This is a genomic window from Anaeromyxobacter soli, assembly GCF_022808855.1.
Classification (GTDB): Bacteria; Myxococcota; Myxococcia; order Myxococcales; family Anaeromyxobacteraceae; genus Anaeromyxobacter; species Anaeromyxobacter soli.
In genome coordinates this window covers 76475-91538 of sequence record NZ_JAKZLF010000003.1, presented here as the reverse complement: position 1 = coordinate 91538, position 15064 = coordinate 76475, and the positions used below count along the sequence as shown (strand labels likewise).

At 73.8% G+C, this 15064-nt stretch carries 14 protein-coding genes; 12 read left to right on the top strand and 2 right to left on the bottom strand.

The window, feature by feature from the left end; all coding sequences use genetic code 11:
• The first annotated feature begins 115 nt into the window (after window positions 1–115).
• The 10 genes from carB (at window position 116) to MLV88_RS03735 (ending at window position 12465) form a co-directional block, all read left to right on the top strand.
• On the top strand, window positions 116–3370 hold the full coding sequence (gene carB, locus MLV88_RS03780) for a carbamoyl-phosphate synthase large subunit (protein WP_243336921.1): 3255 nt from the start codon (window positions 116–118) through the stop codon (window positions 3368–3370).
• Between the two features lie 91 nt (window positions 3371–3461).
• Window positions 3462–3968 (top strand): transcription elongation factor GreA, encoded by a 507-nt coding sequence (gene greA / locus MLV88_RS03775; protein WP_242339991.1) that lies wholly within the window; start codon window positions 3462–3464, stop codon window positions 3966–3968.
• A gap of 26 nt (window positions 3969–3994) precedes the next feature.
• On the top strand, window positions 3995–6736 hold the full coding sequence (gene recG / locus MLV88_RS03770; protein ID WP_243336912.1) for an ATP-dependent DNA helicase RecG: 2742 nt from the start codon (window positions 3995–3997) through the stop codon (window positions 6734–6736).
• A gap of 57 nt (window positions 6737–6793) precedes the next feature.
• A complete protein-coding gene (locus tag MLV88_RS03765; protein WP_308197069.1) occupies window positions 6794–7417 on the top strand; it encodes a protein-L-isoaspartate(D-aspartate) O-methyltransferase in 624 nt (207 codons plus the stop codon).
• Between the two features lie 19 nt (window positions 7418–7436).
• Window positions 7437–7964 (top strand): hypothetical protein, encoded by a 528-nt coding sequence (locus tag MLV88_RS03760; RefSeq protein ID WP_242339993.1) that lies wholly within the window; start codon window positions 7437–7439, stop codon window positions 7962–7964.
• A 58-nt stretch (window positions 7965–8022) separates the two neighbouring features.
• Window positions 8023–9219, top strand: a complete 1197-nt coding sequence (locus tag MLV88_RS03755; RefSeq protein WP_242339994.1) for an aminotransferase class I/II-fold pyridoxal phosphate-dependent enzyme — start codon at window positions 8023–8025, stop codon at window positions 9217–9219.
• Window positions 9220–9222: 3 nt separating this feature from the next.
• Window positions 9223–10581 carry a threonine synthase gene (gene thrC, locus MLV88_RS03750; RefSeq protein WP_243336909.1) on the top strand — a complete coding sequence of 453 codons (1359 nt, stop codon included), beginning with the start codon at window positions 9223–9225 and terminating at the stop codon, window positions 10579–10581.
• 10 nt (window positions 10582–10591) lie between these two features.
• Window positions 10592–10960 (top strand): hypothetical protein, encoded by a 369-nt coding sequence (locus tag MLV88_RS03745; RefSeq protein WP_243336908.1) that lies wholly within the window; start codon window positions 10592–10594, stop codon window positions 10958–10960.
• Between the two features lies 1 nt (window position 10961).
• Window positions 10962–11615 (top strand): dTMP kinase, encoded by a 654-nt coding sequence (gene tmk / locus MLV88_RS03740; protein WP_243336906.1) that lies wholly within the window; start codon window positions 10962–10964, stop codon window positions 11613–11615.
• A gap of 103 nt (window positions 11616–11718) precedes the next feature.
• Window positions 11719–12465 (top strand): competence/damage-inducible protein A, encoded by a 747-nt coding sequence (locus tag MLV88_RS03735; RefSeq protein WP_242356006.1) that lies wholly within the window; start codon window positions 11719–11721, stop codon window positions 12463–12465.
• 61 nt (window positions 12466–12526) lie between these two features.
• Here MLV88_RS03735 and MLV88_RS03730 read toward each other — a convergent pair whose 3' ends face one another.
• Window positions 12527–12727 carry a hypothetical protein gene (locus tag MLV88_RS03730; RefSeq protein WP_242339999.1) on the bottom strand — a complete coding sequence of 67 codons (201 nt, stop codon included), beginning with the start codon at window positions 12725–12727 and terminating at the stop codon, window positions 12527–12529.
• A 49-nt stretch (window positions 12728–12776) separates the two neighbouring features.
• Here MLV88_RS03730 and MLV88_RS03725 point away from each other — a divergent pair, with 49 nt between their 5' ends.
• On the top strand, window positions 12777–13592 hold the full coding sequence (locus MLV88_RS03725) for a c-type cytochrome (protein ID WP_242360795.1): 816 nt from the start codon (window positions 12777–12779) through the stop codon (window positions 13590–13592).
• Between the two features lie 12 nt (window positions 13593–13604).
• Here MLV88_RS03725 and MLV88_RS03720 read toward each other — a convergent pair whose 3' ends face one another.
• A complete protein-coding gene (locus MLV88_RS03720) occupies window positions 13605–14015 on the bottom strand; it encodes a hypothetical protein (RefSeq protein ID WP_242340001.1) in 411 nt (136 codons plus the stop codon).
• A gap of 164 nt (window positions 14016–14179) precedes the next feature.
• Here MLV88_RS03720 and MLV88_RS03715 point away from each other — a divergent pair, with 164 nt between their 5' ends.
• Window positions 14180–15061, top strand: coding sequence for an acyl-CoA desaturase (locus MLV88_RS03715; protein WP_242360793.1), 882 nt, complete (start codon window positions 14180–14182; stop codon window positions 15059–15061).
• The last annotated feature ends 3 nt before the right edge of the window (window positions 15062–15064 follow it).

The following is a 15064-nucleotide window of genomic DNA, read 5'->3' as shown; positions in this document are numbered from 1 at the left end:
GCGGGGCGCCCGCGGCGGCTCCCCGGCGCCGCCGGCCGGCGCGCCGGGCGGCATGCGCCGAGGCTCGCCGACCGTGTCGAGGTCGGCCCGAGGTGTGCTAGGTTCCCCGCCCCATATGCCGCGTCGCACCGACATCCGGAAGATCATGATCGTGGGTTCCGGGCCGATCGTCATCGGCCAGGCCTGCGAGTTCGACTACTCGGGCACCCAGGCCTGCAAGGCGCTCAAGGAGGAGGGCTTCGAGATCGTCCTCCTCAACTCGAACCCCGCCACGATCATGACGGACCCGGGGTTCGCCGACCGGACCTACGTCGAGCCGATCACCCCGGAGGTCGCCGAGCAGATCCTCGCGCGCGAGAAGCCGGACGTGCTCCTCCCGACGCTCGGCGGGCAGACGGCGCTGAACCTCGCGGTCGCGCTCGCGCGGAACGGGGCGCTCGCCCGCCACGGGGTCGAGCTCATCGGCGCGCAGCTCGGGGCGATCGAGAAGGCCGAGGACCGGCTGCTCTTCAAGGACGCCATGCAGCGCGTCGGCGTCGAGCTGCCCAAGTCCGGCTACGCGACGAGCTGGGACGAGGCCCGCGCCATCGCCGAGGACATCGGCTTCCCGGTGATCATCCGCCCGTCCTTCACGATGGGCGGCGAGGGGGGCGGCGTCGCCTACAACCGCGAGGAGTTCGAGCCGCTGGCGAAGCGCGCGCTCACCCTCTCCCCGACGCACACGATCCTCTGCGAGGAGTCGATCATCGGGTGGAAGGAGTACGAGCTCGAGGTGATGCGCGACAAGCACGACAACGTCGTCATCATCTGCTCGATCGAGAACTTCGACCCGATGGGCGTCCACACGGGCGACTCGATCACGGTGGCGCCCGCGCAGACGCTGACGGACAAGGAGTACCAGCGGATGCGGGACGCCGCGGTCCGCATCATCCGGGAGATCGGCGTCGAGACCGGCGGCTCGAACATCCAGTTCGGCGTGCACCCGCGCACGGGCCGGATGGTCGTCATCGAGATGAACCCGCGCGTGTCGCGCTCGTCCGCGCTCGCCTCCAAGGCGACCGGGTTCCCCATCGCCAAGATCGCCGCCAAGCTCGCCGTCGGCTACACGCTCGACGAGCTCAAGAACGACATCACCCGCTACACGCCCGCCTCCTTCGAGCCGACGATCGACTACGTCGTGACGAAGGTGCCGCGGTTCGCGTTCGAGAAGTTCAAGGGCGCCGACGACACGCTCACGACGCAGATGAAGTCGGTCGGCGAGGTCATGGCCATCGGCCGGACGTTCCAGGAGAGCCTGCAGAAGGCGCTCCGCGGGCTCGAGATCGACCGCTGCGGGCTCGAGTCGCCGCTCGGCAAGCGCCCCGGCGACGCGTACTCGGCCGACGAGGTGGAGCGCATCAAGGCGCAGGCCCGCGTGCCGCGCTCCCACCGCATCTTCTGGATCGCGGAGGGGCTCCGCGCCGGCCTGTCGGTGGACGACCTCTACGCGCTGACCTACGTCGACCCGTGGTTCCTGCGGGAAATGGCGGGGATCGTCCGCGCGGAGGCGAGGCTCGCGGAGGGCGGCCTCCCCGCCGGCGCCGAGGCGTTCCGTACCGTGAAGCGGATGGGCTTCTCGGACAAGCGCATCGCCCAGCTCGTCACCACGACCGAGAAGGCGGTGCGCGACGCGCGCTGGAAGGCGGGGGTCCGGCCGGTGTTCAAGCGGGTCGACACCTGCGCCGCCGAGTTCGAGGCCTACACGCCGTACCTGTACTCCACCTACGAGGAGGAGTGCGAGGCGGCGCCGACCGATCGCCGCAAGGTGATGATCCTCGGCGGCGGCCCGAACCGCATCGGGCAGGGCATCGAGTTCGACTACTGCTGCGTGCACGCGTCGTTCGCGCTGTCGAAGGCCGGGTACGAGACCATCATGGTCAACTGCAACCCGGAGACGGTCTCGACGGACTACGACACCTCCGACCGGCTCTACTTCGAGCCGCTCACGCTCGAGGACGTGCTCGAGATCGTCCACGTCGAGAAGCCGGAGGGGCTCATCGTCCAGTACGGCGGGCAGACGCCGCTCAAGCTCGCGGTGCCGCTCCACGAGCTGGGCGTGCCGATCTTCGGCACGACGCCCGACGCGATCGACCGGGCCGAGGACCGCGAGCGCTTCGCCGAGCTCATCGTGAAGCTCGGGCTGCGCCAGCCGGAGAACGGGGTCGCGCGCAGCGCCGGCGAGGCGTTCGCGGTCGCGCGGCGCATCGGCTACCCGGTCATGGTCCGCCCGTCCTACGTGCTCGGCGGCCGCGCCATGGAGGTCGTATACGACGACAAGGACCTCGAGACCTACCTGCGTGAGGCGGTGCAGGCCTCGAACGAGCGCCCCGTCCTCGTGGATCGGTTCCTCAAGGACGCGGCCGAGGTCGACGTGGACGTGGTCTCCGACGGCCGCGACGTGGTGGTCGGCGGCGTGATGGAGCACATCGAGGAGGCCGGCATCCACTCCGGCGACTCCGCGTGCGCCCTGCCGCCGTTCAGCCTCGCGCCCGACAAGGTCGCGGAGATCGGGCGCCAGTCCGTCGCGCTCGCGAAGGAGCTCGGCGTCGTCGGCCTCATGAACGTCCAGTTCGCCATCCAGGGCGACGACGTGTACGTCCTCGAGGTGAACCCGCGCGCGAGCCGGACCGTGCCGTTCGTCGGCAAGGCGACGGGCCTGCCGCTCGCGAAGGCGGGCTCGCTCTGCATGGTGGGCAAGAGCCTCGAGGAGGCGGGGGCGCGCGGGGCCGAGCGGCCGCGGCACGTCTCGGTCAAGGAGGCGGTCTTCCCCTTCGCGCGCTTCCCGGGGGTCGACACCATGCTCGGGCCCGAGATGCGCTCGACCGGCGAGGTCATGGGCATCGACCTCGACTTCTACCGGGCGTTCTTCAAGGCGCAGGCGGCGGCGGGCAACACGCTCCCCGGCACCGGCGCCGGGCGCCGGGCGTTCGTCTCGGTGAAGGACTCCGACAAGCCCGCCATCGTGGACGTCGCGCGGCGGCTCGTCGCCCTGGGCTTCGAGGTGCTCGCCACCGCCGGGACGAGCGCGTACCTCGGGGCGCGCGACATCCCCACCACGCTCGTCCTCAAGCTGCACGAGGGGCGCCCCTCGATCGTGGACCGCATCAAGGACGGGGACGTTCACCTCGTGTTCAACACGACGGCCGGCAAGCAGGAGATCGCCGACAGCTACTCCATCCGGCGGGAGACCCTGATGAAGGGCCTGCCCTACTTCACCACCCTGACCGGCGCCCGAGCGGCGGTGGGGGCGATGGAGGCCGCCCGCGGCGGCAGTCCGAGCGTGCGCTCGATCCAGGAGTACCACGGGGTCGGCCGGCAGGCGTCCCGTTGACAGCAAGCCGCGGGCGCTCTACTGAAAGGTCTGGAAGCGGCCGCCCCGGGCTTCTCGGGCCGGCCGCAGTCATTTTTTCGGAAGGTGGATGATGTCCGAGCGCGTCCCCATGACGAAGGGCGGCCTCCTCCGGCTCAAGGAGGAGCTCAAGCGCCTGAAGAACGTCGAGCGCCCGAAGATCGTGAAGGAGATCGCCGAGGCGCGATCCCACGGCGATCTCTCCGAGAACGCCGAGTACCACGCGGCCAAGGAGAAGCAGAGCCACATCGAGGGCCGCATCCTCCAGGTCGAGCACTGGATCGCGAGCGCCGAGGTCATCGACGTCTCGAAGCACGTCGGCGATCGCGTCGTGTTCGGCGCGACCGTGTCGCTCGAGGACTCCGACTCCGGCGATCAGGTGACCTACCGGATCGTCGGTGAGCTCGAGGCGGACCTGAAGCAGGGGCGGATCTCGGTCACGAGCCCCATCGCGCGCGCGCTCATCGGGCGCGAGGAGGGGGACACCGTGACGGTGCGCACCCCCGGCGGCGAGAAGGAGTACGAGATCCATTCCATCGCCTTCGTCGAGGAGGAGCTGCCCGCCGAGTCCGGGGAGTAGTCGGACCGCGCTGGTAGCCTCGCGCCGTGGAGCGGAGGGGCCGCCAGGGCGATGCGCCCGCCGCCGGGGAGCCGGGTCCCGGCCTCGAGGCCGCGCAGCAGGCGCTCGCGGCGCTCGTGCCGCCGCTCCGCTTCGCGGTCAAGGACGGCTTCGTCGGCGCGGCGCGCCTCAAGGGCTTCGGCGAGCTCGCGCGCGGCGCCATCGCCCGCGCCCGGGCCGCCGGCGCGCCCGACACCCCGGCGCTGCAGCGGCTCGCGGTCGAGGCCGACGGGTTCGACGCGCTCCCCCTGGACGGCCGTCGCGCCGCGCTGACGCGCATCGCGGGCGGCCTCTCCGCGCTCATCCCCGTGCCCGACGAGCTGCGCGAGGTCGCCCGGCTCGGGCGGACCGAGCTCGGGAAGAGCAGGAGGATCGCGCCCGCGGCGCCGACCTCGCCCACCGCGCGGTCCACGCCCGCCGCTCCGTCCACGCCCGCGGCTCCGTCCACGCCCGCGGCACGGACCCCGACCCCGACCCCGACCGCGACCCCGTCCTCGTCCTCGTCCTCGTCCTCGTCCTCGTCCGCGACCCCGTCCGCGACCCCGTCCGCGACGACGACCGTCTCGCCCCCGCCGGCCCCCGAGCCCTGGACGGAGGCGCCTCCTCCGCGCTCGCCGGAGGAGCGCGCCGCCCGCCGCAAGCGGCTCGCGACGGCGCTCGCCGAGCTGCCCCGAGTCCACCCCGCGACGCGCGCCCAGCTCGAGGAGCGCGGGCGCACCACGGTGGAGCAGGCGCTCGAGTTCTTCCCCAAGGCCTACCAGGACCGCACGCACGTCCGGCGCGTCGCGGAGCTGCGGGCCGGCGACGAGGGGATCGTGCTCGGCACGGTGAAGCACGTCCGCGTGCAGCGCATGCGGAACGGGCGGCCGCTCCTGAAGGTCGGCGTGGCCGACGCGTCGGGCGCGCTCGAGCTCGTGTTCTTCAACCCGCCGCCGTGGCGCCTGCGGCAGTTCGCGGCGGGTGAAGGGCTCCTCTGCTCGGGCAAGGTGACCGAGGGGTTCGGCCGGCGGCTCCAGATGAGCCAGCCCGAGGTCGAGAAGCTCACGGCGGGCGACTCGGCGAGCTTCGGGCGCGTCGTCCCCATCTACGCCGGCCCGGCCGACTACCAGCACCCGGCGCTGCGCAGGCTCGTGAAGCGGCTCGTCGACGAGCACGCGCCGCTCGTGGTGGACGATCTGCCGCCCGAGGTGCGGGCGCGCCGCGAGCTCCTCTCGCGGGCCGAGGCGCTGCACGACGCGCACTTCCCCCCGCCCGGCACCGACCTCGCGCTCGCCGCCGAGCGCGCCACCCCCGCCTTCCGCCGGCTCGTCTTCGAGGAGCTCTTCTTCCTGCAGCTCGCCCTCGCGCTGCGCCGGCGGGGCGTGCGCACCGAGCCTGGCATCGCGTTCGACGCCTCACCGGCGGTGATCGCGCGCGCGCTCGAGCTCCTCCCGTTCCTGCTCACCGGCGCGCAGGCCCGGGCGCTCGACGAGATCGCCCGCGACATGGCCCGGCCCGAGCCGATGAACCGGCTGCTGCAGGGCGACGTGGGCAGCGGCAAGACCGCCGTCGCGTTCGCGGCGATGATGGTCGCCGTCCGCTCCGGCCACCAGGCCGCCCTCATGGTCCCGACGGAGCTCCTCGCCGAGCAGCACGCCCGCACGCTCGCGGGCTGGCTCGCGGGGACCGGCGTCGAGGTCGCGCTCGTCGCGGCCGCGTCTCGCGGGAAGGGGCAGAAGGAGACGCGCGCCCGGGTGGCGGACGGCACGGCCCGGATCGCGGTGGGGACCCACGCGCTCCTCGAGCAGGACGTCGCGTTCGATCGCCTCGGCCTCGTGGTCGTGGACGAGCAGCACCGCTTCGGCGTGCTGCAGCGCGCGAAGCTCATCTCGAAGGGGCGCCGCCCCGACGTGCTCGTGATGACGGCGACGCCGATCCCGCGCACGCTCGCCCTCGCGTTCTACGGCGACCTCGACCAGTCCAAGATCGGCGAGCTCCCTCCGGGCCGCACCCCGGTCGCGACGAGGGTCTACGGCGACTCGCAGCGGCGGGCCGCCTACGACGTCGCGCGGCGGGAGCTCGAGGCGGGGCAGCAGGTGTACGTGGTCTACCCGCTCGTCGCCGAGTCCGAGAAGACCGATCTCGCCGACGCGACGACGGGCGCGGAGGAGCTGCGCCGCGTCTTCGCCGGCCACGAGGTCGGGCTCCTCCACGGAAAGATGAAGGGCGACGAGAAGCAGGCCGTGATGGATCGCTTCCGGTCGGGGGCGCTCCGCGTGCTCGTCGCGACCACCGTCATCGAGGTGGGCGTGGACGTCCCGAACGCGAGCGTGATGATCGTGGAGCACGCCGAGCGCTTCGGGCTCTCCCAGCTCCACCAGCTCCGCGGCCGGGTCGGCCGGGGGGCGTCGCGGAGCCACTGCCTCCTCATCGCGCACTTCAAGCGGGTGGGCGACGAGGCGCGGGAGCGGCTCCACGCCATGGAGGAGACGCAGGACGGGTTCGAGATCGCCCGCGTGGACCTTCGCATCCGCGGCCCAGGCGAGCTCCTCGGCACGCGCCAGTCGGGCCAGAAGCTCTTCGAGGTCGCCGACCTCTACCGCGACGAGGCCATCCTGGAGGAGGCGCGCGAGGACGCGTTCGCGCTCGTGGAGGCCGATCCCGAGCTGCGCCGCGCCGAGCACCGGCCGGCCGCCGAGGCGCTCGGGGAGCGCTGGTCCGGGCGGCTCTCCCTCGCGCAGATCGGCTGAGCGGCAGGCTTCGGTCTCACCGTTTCCCGGTCGTGACCGACCGTCTAGGATGGCCTCGTGAGCGCCGACCTGTCGCGCGCCCTGGAGGCGATGGGCATCCGGGATCCCGCGGTCCTGCGCGCCGTGGCCGAGGTGCCGCGCGAGCTGTTCGTGCCCCCGGACCTGCGCGGCTCGGCGGACGCGGATCACCCGCTGCCCATCGGCTTCGGCCAGACCATCTCGCAGCCGTTCGTGGTCGCCTACATGACGGAGCAGCTCCGCCTCGGCGGCCGCGAGCGCGTGCTCGAGGTCGGGACCGGCTCCGGGTACCAGACGGCGCTCCTCGCGCGGCTCGCGGCGGAGGTGTTCTCGATCGAGATCGTCCCCGCGCTCGCGGAGCGCGCGCGCGAGGTCCTGCTCGGCACGCTCGGTCTCCAGAACCTTCGCCTCCGCACCGGAGACGGCGGGGCGGGCTGGCCCGAGGCCGCGCCCTTCGAGCGGATCCTCGTGACCGCCGCCGCCCCGGAGGTGCCGCCCGCCCTCGTCGCCCAGCTCGCGCCCGGCGGCCGGATGGTGATCCCGGTGGGCGAGGCGCCCGACCTGCAGGTGCTGCGCGCCGTCGACAAGGGCAACGACGGCGCGAACGTCTGGACCGAGCTCATCCCCGTCCGCTTCGTGCCGCTCACCGGCGCCGCCGGCTGATGCGCTACACTCCCCCGCGATGATCGTCTGTCCGGTGTGCGACCACTCCCAGCCCGGCGCAGGGGCGTGCGAGCTTTGCGGCGGCCCGCTCGCGCCGGAGGCCGACCTCGCCGCGGGGATGGCCGCGCTCGACGGGCTGGAGCCGACCCTCCATCCCGCCACGTGGGCGGCGGACGCGCCGCCCGTGGAGGGCCTCGAGCCGACCGCCCACGCGCCTGCCGGCGCGGTGGCGCCGCCGCCGCTCGAGCTCGAGCAGACGCGCATCGCGCCGCAGGACGTCGACGCGCCCGCGCTGGACGGCCTCGAGCGGACGGCGCAGCAGGGGCCGGACGACGGGCCGACGCCGCTCCCCGTGTTCGTCACCTGCCGCTACTGCCGGAGCCCGGCGCTCCCCGGCGAGCGGATCTGCGGCCAGTGCGGGATGCGCCTGCCGCTCGCGGGCGGGGCTTCCGGCGCGCCGGCCGCGCCGGCAGGGCACGTCTGCGGCTGCGGCGCGCTCGTCCGCGGCCGCTCGTGCCCGGCGTGCGGCGCGCGGCCGCCGCCGTGAGGCTTCGCTCGCCCCCTTGAAATGCGGGGCGGCTCCCGGCAAATTGGCGGGTCCCTCCATGAAAACCTTCCACGACCCCGAGGTGTTCGCGCGCGTCAAGCGGCTCCCCACGTACGTCTTCACGATCACGGATCGGCTCCGCGACGAGGCCATCGCCCGCGGTGTGGACGTCGTGGACCTCTCGATGGGCAACCCGGACCGCGGCGCCCCGGCGCGCGTCGTCGAGCGGCTGAGGGAGGCGGCTGGGGATGCGCGCCTCCACCGCTACCTCGATCCCCGCGGCCTGCCCGAGCTCCGCGCCGCCGCCGCACGCTGGTGGAAGCGCCGGCACGGCGTCGAGGTAGACCCCGCCCGCGAGGTGCTCATCACCATCGGCTCGAAGGAGGGCATCGGCCACGCGCTGCTCGGCCTCCTCGCCGAGGGCGACGCGGTGCTCGCGCCCACGCCGACGTACCCCATCCATGCCTACGGCGCGGTGCTCGCCGGCGCGGAGACGATCCCGGTGCGCGTGGGGCCCGGGTTCGACTTCTTCGACTCGCTCGTCGAGGCGACGGAGAAGGCCGAGCGGCGCCCGAAGGGGATCGTGGTGAACTTCCCCGCGAACCCGACCGCCGCGGTCGCGACGCCCGAGCTCCTCGAGAAGATCGTCCGCTTCGCCGAGGCCCGGCACCTCTTCATCATCTCCGACCTCGCCTACGGCGACCTCGTGTTCGACGGGGGACGCGCGCCGGCGATGCTCACCATCCCGGGGGCGCGCGAGCGCACGCTCGAGTTCATGTCGCTCTCGAAGAGCTACGGGATGGCGGGGTGGCGCGTGGGGTTCTGCGCCGGGAACGCCGCGCTCGTCGCCGCGGCCGCGCGCGTGAAGAGCTACCTCGACTACGGCCTGTTCGGCCCGACCCAGCTCGCGGCGGTGACGGCGCTCGACGAGTGCGAGGAGGACGTCGTCGCGAACCGCGCGCGCTACCAGCGCCGCCGGGACGCGCTCGTCGCCGCGTTCGGTGCGGCGGGCTGGCGCATCCCGCCGCCCGCGGCGAGCATGTTCGCCTGGGCGCCCATCCCCGAGCCGTTCCGCGGGCTCGGCTCGCTCGAGTTCGCCCGCCGGCTCGTGGAGGAGGCGGGGGTCTGCGTCGCGCCGGGGGTAGGGTTCGGCGCCGCCGGCGAGGGCTTCGTCCGCATCGCGCTCGTCGAGGACGAGGCGCGCCTCGCGCTCGCCGCCGAGCGCGTCCACGGCCTGCTGCAGAAGGGGAGGTGACCTGTGTCCGCTCCGGCCCCCTCGGCCTGGTTCCGCTGCGCGGCGGGCTGCGACTTCCGCGCCGAGCTCGTCGACGTCGTCTACGAGTGCCCGCGCTGCAGCGGGCTGCTCGAGGTGGAGCACGATCGCGCGGCGCTCGCCGCGCGCTCCGGCGACGACTGGAAGGCGCTCTTCGACTCCCGCTTCAAGCTCGGCGCGTGGCCGTACGGCTCCGGCGTGTGGGGCAAGAAGGAGTGGGTCTACCCGCAGCTCGCGACCGAGAACGTCGTCTCGATGTTCGAGGGCGGCAGCCCGCTCCTGCGGGTGGACCGCTACGCCCGCGAGCTCGGCCTCGACGACGTCTGGGTGAAGGAGTGCGGCGTCACGCACACGGGGTCCTTCAAGGACCTGGGCATGACGGTGCTCGTCTCGGCGGTGAACGAGATGCGCGCCCGCGGCCAGGCGGTGCGCGCCGTCGCCTGCGCCTCGACGGGCGACACCTCCGCCGCCCTCAGCGCCTACTGCGCCGCCGCGGGGATCCCGAGCGTCGTCCTCCTGCCGCGCGGCAAGATCTCGACCGCCCAGCTCGTCCAGCCCATCTCGAACGGCGCGCTCGTGCTCGAGCTCGACACCGACTTCGACGGCTGCATGCGCGTCGTGCGGGAGCTCGCGCACACGAAAGACATCTACCTCGCGAACTCGATGAACTCGCTGCGCATCGAGGGGCAGAAGACCGCCTCCATCGAGATCGCGCAGCAGCTCGGCTGGAGCTCGCCGGACTGGATCGTGATCCCGGGCGGCAACCTCGGGAACGCGAGCGCGGTCGGGAAGGGCTTCCTGCTCATGAAGGAGCTCGGGCTCGTCGACCGGCTCCCGCGCCTCGTCGTCGCGCAGGCGGCGCAGGCGAACCCGCTGTGGCGGGCGACGAGCGGCGCCGGCGTGAGGCCGACCGCGGCGGTGGTCGTGCCCCCGGTCGCAGCGCAGCGGACGCTCGCCTCGGCGATCCAGATCGGCGCCCCCGTGTCGGCGAAGCGCGCGCTGCGCGCCCTCGAGGCGCTCGACGGCGTCGTCGAGCAGGCCACGGAGCAGGAGCTCGCGGACGCCGCGGCGCGCGCCGACCGCGCCGGGCTGTTCACCTGTCCGCACACGGGCGTCGCGCTGGCCGCGCTCGAGAAGCTCGCCGCGCGCGGCGCGATCCGCAGGGGCGAGCGGGTGGTCGTGATCTCCACCGCGCACGGGCTCAAGTTCTCGGACTTCAAGGTCGGCTACCACGACGGGACGCTGCCGGGGATCGCCTCGCCCCTCCGGAACCCGGGCGTCAAGCTCGCCGCGACGCTCGGGGCGGTCCAGGACGCGATTGCCGCCCGCTTCGGTCAGCGGTAGAAACGGCCCGATGGTGACCACCCCCGCCCAGGACCCCGCCGCGCTGCGCGCCGAGCACGACGCGCTCGCGGCGCGCCTCGAGATCCGCCGCTCGATCGACCACGTCCGGCGTGGCGCGTACGTCGGCTTCGCGGCCCTCATCGGCATCGGTCTCGCCGTGAAGCTCGGCTGGGATCGCTGGGGGACCCCGGCGCCCGGCGTCGCGCGGAAGATCCCGACCGGACCGCCGGTGTTCTTCTACCTCGCCGTCGTGCTCGCCGCGGTCCTCGCGGTCCTCGCCGTGCGCGAGGCGCTCCGCGCGCGGCGCCTGATGCGCGACGAGGACGCGCTCTTCTCCCGCCTGCTCGCGCTCCGCGGCTTGCTGGGGCTCGATCACTGACATGCCGGCGAGGCGCGTCCGCCGCGGCCGCTTCATCGTCCTCGAGGGGCTCGACGGGGCCGGGACGACGACGCAGGCGCGTCTGCTCGGCGATCGCCTCCGCGGCGCGGGCCGGGCGGTCCACGTCACCGCCGAGCCGTCCGGAGGTCCGATCGGGAGCCTCGTCCGCCAGGCGCTATCGCGGCGGGTCGTGGGCGGGCGGGGGCAGGGCGAGCTCGATCCCGGCGCGCTCGCGCTGCTCTTCGCCGCCGATCGCCTCGACCACGTCGCCGCCGAGATCGCCCCCAAGCTGGCGGAGGGCGTCGACGTCGTCTCGGACCGCTTCACCCTCTCGTCGCTCGCCTACCAGGGGCTCACGACCGGCGCGCTGGCCTGGGTCGAGGCGGTGAACGCCCGCGCGGCCACGCCGGACGTGACGCTCTTCCTGCGCGCCCGCGCGGCGGTGGCGTTGAAGCGGCGGCGCGCCGCGACGATGGACCCGGAGCTGTACGAGGTGTCGGACTTCCAGCGCGCGGTGGCGCGGAGCTACGACCGCGGCATCGCGCTGCTCCGCGCCGCGGGACAGCGCGTGGTGGAGCTCGACGGCGAGGCGCCGGTGGAGGCCGTGGCGGACGCGGTCTGGGCCGCGGTCGAGCAGCTCCGCTCCGGCCGCTGACGCGGGCCGCGGACCCGCCCTTCGGCCCCGAGACGCCCCCGCGGCAGCGCCGCGCCCCGTCGCGCGATTTGCGGATCTCGCGCGCGCCCTCTACTTAGATGGGATGCCCGGTCCCACGGCGATCCTCGTCGTCATCGGCAACGAGGTGCTCTCCGCGAAGGTGCAGGACGAGAACGGCCCGTGGGCCGCGCGCCGCCTGCGCGATCTCGGCGTGCAGCTCGACGCCATCCTGACCCTCCCGGACCGCGTGGACGACGTCGTCGACGCCGTGGACCGCGCCCGTCGCCGCGCCACCTGGGTGTTCACCTCGGGCGGGGTCGGCCCGACCCACGACGACGTGACGGTCCCGGCCGTGGCGCGCGCCCTCGGGCGCCGGCTCGTGCGCTCGGGCGCGCTGGTCGAGAGCCTCCGCGCGATGCACCGCCGCCATCACGACGGGGCGGAGCCGCCCGAGGCGACGCTGCGCATGGCGGACGTGCCCGAGGGGACGCGCCTGCTCGGAGACCCGTCGTTCCCGACCCTCGTGGTGGAGAACGTCGTCATGCTCCCGGGAGTGCCGCAGTTCTTCCGCTGGCAATTCGACCGGATCGCGCACCTGCTCGCGGCCGATCCGTTCCACCTCGCGTGCGTCTTCCTCTCGCTCGGGGAGGACGAGATCGCGCCGGCGCTCGCGCGCGTCGCGGAGGCACACCCGGCGGTGGAGATCGGCAGCTACCCGCGCTTCGACGAAGCCGATCACCGCGTGAAGGTGACGATCGAGGCGAAGGACGGGACGCGGGTGGACGCGGCGCTGGCGGAGCTGCTCGCGGCGCTCCCCGACGGCGCGGTGGTCCGGACGGAGCCCGGGTGAGGCCGCGCAGGCGCCGCGCCCACGGAGGACGGGCCGCGCGCCGCGGCGTGCCGGGCCCCGCTCAGAGCTCGAAGCGATCGATCTTGCCGGCCTTCTGCAGGACCTCGAGCGCGCCGAGCGTCGCCTTCTCCTTGTCGTTGCCCTGGATCTTGACGACGAGCGGCGACGCGGCGGGCGGGTACACCGCGACGGCCCAGCTGTCGCCGAGATCCTTGTCCACCACGACCCGGCACTCCATGCTTCCGATGAACGCGCGTGCCATGCGGGATCACTCCTTCAGAGTGCGCGCAAGATATCCCGAAAGGCAGCCGATGAGAAACGTCCGCTTCGTCCTCCTGCTCGCCCTCGCCGCGTGCTCCTCCGGCGCGCGCCTGCCGCGCTCCGCGCAGGGCGAGACGGTGATCGAGATCCGCGGCGCCGTCGACGGAGGGCCTTACGCGCTCGGTGAGAAGGACCTCGCCGCGCTCCCCCGGCGCGCCGTGCGCGGCGTCGATCCGGTCTCCGGCCGCGAGGCGCTCTGGGAGGGCACCCCGCTCGCGCTGCTCGTCTCGGAGCGCGCCGCGCCGAAGAAGGGGACGGACACCGTCATCGTGCGCACCACCGAGGGCACGGCCGTCCCCATCCCGCTCACCCTGATCCGCCAGCTGCGGCCGGTGGTCGCGGACCGGGCCGACGGCGCGCCGATCGCGATGCGCGTCCTCGCGTGGCCCAACCTGGAGCAGGCGGGGCTCACCACGGATCCCCGGCAGGCCTCCTGGTGGGCGCACGGGGTTCGCGCGCTCGAGATCGTCTTCTGGCAGAAGACGCTCGGGACGGCGCTCGCCGCGCCCCCGGGCGCCTCCGACCGGGCCCGGCTCGGGTCGGGCGAGTTCGGCGCGCGCTGCGTCGCCTGTCACCGGCTGCGGACCGCCGGCGGGGAGCGCGGGCCGGATCTCACGGCGGTCGCGGAGCGGCTGTCGCACGACCGTTTCCGGGAGCTGATGCGCAGCCATCCGGCCCGCACCGATGGGATCGAGCCGCCGGGAGCCGAGGCGAGCGAGGATCTCTGGGCGTTCCTGCGGGCCGTGGCCGCGGCGGGCGAGGGCGGAGCGGCTGCGCCGTCCACCTCCTCCGCGTCGGCGCCGTGAGGAAAAGGGCGGCTAGACAGCCCAGATGAAGCCGATGCGGACGCCGACGAGCTCGGCGATCTGCTTCGCGATCTGCTTCCCGTCGCGCCCCGCCACCCAGCGTGGGATGACGACGTGGAACTCGCCCCCGGTGAGCTCCGCGGCGGAGGCGAAGAGCTGCCACCGGCTCGCGACGTCCTCGAGCGTCACCGGACCGGGTGAGAGCACGTCGAGGAACACCGGCTTCGGGGCGTCGCAGAAGAGCGCCGGGCGGTGATCGCGCATCGCGCCGTGGATCACCTCGGGCTGGTCCCAGCCCGGGAGATCGGCCCGAACCCCCGAGTAGCCCGCGAGCGGGAGCGTCTCGGCCATGAGGCGGATGAACGCCTCCTTCTGGACGTCGTTCGCCGCCTCGACCGTCGTGGGGGTCTCGAGCATCTCCATGGCGCAGCCAGGCGGTCGGAAGGAGCTCCCCGCCGGTCCCCGGCCCTCCCACACGAAGGGTGGTCCTCGATCCAGCATGGCGCATCCCCCGCGCTCCGCCGCGGGGCGGGCCACCGTGCGCGCGGTGACCCGCCCATGACGGCCGCTCGCCAGATCGCCCGGAGATGACGACCACGCCTCCCCGGAACCTCGACGCGATCCACTGGGGTCACTCCCTCCCGTTCTTCGCGGTCCATGCGGCCGCCCTCGCGACGCCCTTCCTCGCGCCCGTCGAGGGCCGCTACATCGCCCTCGCCGTCGGTCTCTACCTCCTCCGGATGTTCGGCGTGACGGCCGGGTACCACCGTTACTTCTCGCACCGCGCGTTCCGCACGTCGCGCCCCTTCCAGCTCGCCCTGGCGGTGCTCGGCGCGTCGGCCGTCCAGAAGGGGCCGCTCTGGTGGGCCGCCCACCACCGGGACCACCACCGGTACTCCGACGGCCCCGAGGACGTGCACTCGCCGCTCGAGCGCGGCTTCTGGTGGAGCCACGTCGGCTGGATCCTGGCGCGCCGCTACGACGCGACGAAGCTCGAGCGGGTGAAGGACCTCGCCGTCTACCCCGAGCTCCGCGTCCTCGACCGCTGGCACCTCGCCGTGCCGCTCGCCCTCGGGGGCGGCCTCTTCCTGGCGGGTGGGCTGCCGGCGTTCCTCTGGGGCTTCTGCGTCTCGACGGTGCTCCTGTGGCACGGGACGTTCGCCATCAACTCGCTCGCCCACGTGTTCGGCCGCCGGCGCTACGAGACGGGGGACGGCTCCCGGAACAGCCTCCTGCTCGCGCTCCTCACGCTCGGGGAGGGGTGGCACAACAACCACCACTTCTACCCGTCGACGGCGCACCAGGGCTTCTTCTGGTGGGAGATCGACGTCTCCTTCTACGCGCTCCGGCTCCTCTCCGCGGTCGGCCTGGTGCGCGACCTCCGGATGGCGCCGGACCGCGTCCGCTTCGCCCACCGCACGACCGCGGGGGCGGCGCCCCGCTCCGCCGCAGTCCCGGATCCGGGCTGAGGG

Bases quoted from the DNA above. Each gene is read 5' to 3' on its own strand.
- MLV88_RS03760 (WP_242339993.1), top strand. From the start codon at position 7,437: ATGATCGTCTGTCCGGTGTGCGACCACTCCCAGCCCGGCGCAGGGGCG.
- carB (WP_243336921.1), top strand. From the start codon at position 116: ATGCCGCGTCGCACCGACATCCGGAAGATCATGATCGTGGGTTCCGGG.
- greA (WP_242339991.1), top strand. From the start codon at position 3,462: ATGTCCGAGCGCGTCCCCATGACGAAGGGCGGCCTCCTCCGGCTCAAG.
- MLV88_RS03725 (WP_242360795.1), top strand. From the start codon at position 12,777: ATGAGAAACGTCCGCTTCGTCCTCCTGCTCGCCCTCGCCGCGTGCTCC.
- tmk (WP_243336906.1), top strand. From the start codon at position 10,962: ATGCCGGCGAGGCGCGTCCGCCGCGGCCGCTTCATCGTCCTCGAGGGG.
- MLV88_RS03745 (WP_243336908.1), top strand. From the start codon at position 10,592: ATGGTGACCACCCCCGCCCAGGACCCCGCCGCGCTGCGCGCCGAGCAC.
- MLV88_RS03755 (WP_242339994.1), top strand. From the start codon at position 8,023: ATGAAAACCTTCCACGACCCCGAGGTGTTCGCGCGCGTCAAGCGGCTC.
- MLV88_RS03720 (WP_242340001.1), bottom strand. From the start codon at position 14,015: ATGGAGATGCTCGAGACCCCCACGACGGTCGAGGCGGCGAACGACGTC.
- MLV88_RS03715 (WP_242360793.1), top strand. From the start codon at position 14,180: ATGACGACCACGCCTCCCCGGAACCTCGACGCGATCCACTGGGGTCAC.
- MLV88_RS03735 (WP_242356006.1), top strand. From the start codon at position 11,719: ATGCCCGGTCCCACGGCGATCCTCGTCGTCATCGGCAACGAGGTGCTC.
- MLV88_RS03730 (WP_242339999.1), bottom strand. From the start codon at position 12,727: ATGGCACGCGCGTTCATCGGAAGCATGGAGTGCCGGGTCGTGGTGGAC.